The sequence below is a fragment of the Paraburkholderia sp. RL18-085-BIA-A genome, assembly GCF_046027075.1.
In the GTDB taxonomy this organism is placed as follows: domain Bacteria; phylum Pseudomonadota; class Gammaproteobacteria; order Burkholderiales; family Burkholderiaceae; genus Paraburkholderia.
In genome coordinates this window covers 1-1342 of the sequence record NZ_JARESU010000435.1, presented here as the reverse complement: position 1 = coordinate 1342, position 1342 = coordinate 1, and the positions used below count along the sequence as shown (strand labels likewise).

Here is a 1342-nt window from a genome sequence, read left to right as displayed (position 1 = left end):
GCACTACTGCCAAAACTGATCTCAATTTCTGGCTTAGCGTAGCACCGTCGGCGCCCGGCTCAGCGTTGCGATCGTGCTCGACCTGTCGATACCTTCATATTCGCATAACGAAACATATCTTCGCATCTTCAGCGTGCCGTACCCGACATCGATTTGCGCCTCAGGCTTGTTCGATCGCCCTCTACGAAATCAGCGTCAAAACTCGCAACCAGTCGTCTACAACCAGGCGGTCGAAAACGGCTGGCTCGAAGAGAACAAGGTGATCAACCTCGTGAGCAGAGAAGGCGTGCAGCTCGCGGCGATCGGCTATCCGCATCTGTCACGCGACGAGATTTCCCATCAGCTCGAAAACTTCTACAAGTGTTTCTATTTCCGCCCGTCGAAGATCTGGGAGATCCTGCGCGAGATGTTGACGAGCTGGGACATGATGAAACGGCGCCTGCGCGAAGGCGTCGAATTCTTCCGTTTCCTGCGTGCCCACCAAGCGTGAGCGCCACTCATCTGCGTCGGGCAATCCGTGCGAGGCGCCGACGTGAAGCGCCTTGACTGGATCATCTTCCCGGCCGCTCTGCTGCCCGTGACCGGGCTGGTCGCAGTCGAAGGTCCGATGCGTGGGGCTCATCTGCTGCTCCTCGCGCTGCTAGGTATCTGCGTTTCTGCGGCGGCTCGGCATCCGTATTGTCCATTTCTGTCTTGCCGCCGCGCTGTCGGCCGATTGGATTTGAGCTTGGCCGCAGCGATGGCGACGCCGAGCACCGCCGCGATCGTCAGCAAGTCGGCCGACAGCGCCGCAGCAACCGCTTGCGTGCGTGTATGAAAGGCGGGCGCCGCGACCCGCAGCGCGGTGTCGGCAACGATCGAAATGAGCGTTCCCCAGACAAAACAGGTCAGTCCCTGGCGACCGACCGTAACCACTGGCGGTAGCGCTGCGGCCAGCCGGTCGATCCACCCGAGCCGGCTCATCTGCGCGACCAGCCAGGCGATCGCGACGAAGTTGATGACTCTCAGGGAACTCAGGTGCTGTTTCAGATAGCCGAGTTCCGGCTGGCTCTCAATCATCAACTTGTAAGCGGCGAAAGCCAGCGCAACGGCGAGCGCAATCCAGGTCAGCCGTAGTCCGGCGCGCGAAGTCTGGAACACGGCGGACACCGGATGCAGCCGGCACAGCATGCCAAGCATAAACATCAATTGCCACGCGAACGGATCGAATGACCAGCCGATAGGGTCGGCGCTCGGCAGCAGATGCGCAAGCGGGGGTGCGCACAGCCACAACGCCAGGCTCGCCAGCAGGGCGGTAGCCGGCCGGCGACGAACAACCGGCGTCACCAGCGGCACGCACAGT

General features: G+C 61.5%; 1 protein-coding gene and 1 pseudogene. One reads left to right on the top strand and one right to left on the bottom strand.

Annotation, left to right across the window (positions count from 1 at the left end; translation table 11 throughout):
- Positions 1 to 214 precede the first annotated feature (214 nt).
- Positions 215 to 490: pseudogene (locus P0D89_RS53060) on the top strand (hopanoid biosynthesis associated radical SAM protein HpnJ); the annotation flags it as partial.
- 128 nt (positions 491 to 618) lie between these two features.
- On the opposite strand, the gene opgC reads toward P0D89_RS53060, so the two are convergent.
- A partial coding sequence (gene opgC / locus P0D89_RS53055) for an OpgC domain-containing protein (RefSeq protein ID WP_408379648.1) occupies positions 619 to 1342 on the bottom strand: 724 nt, incomplete at its 5' end.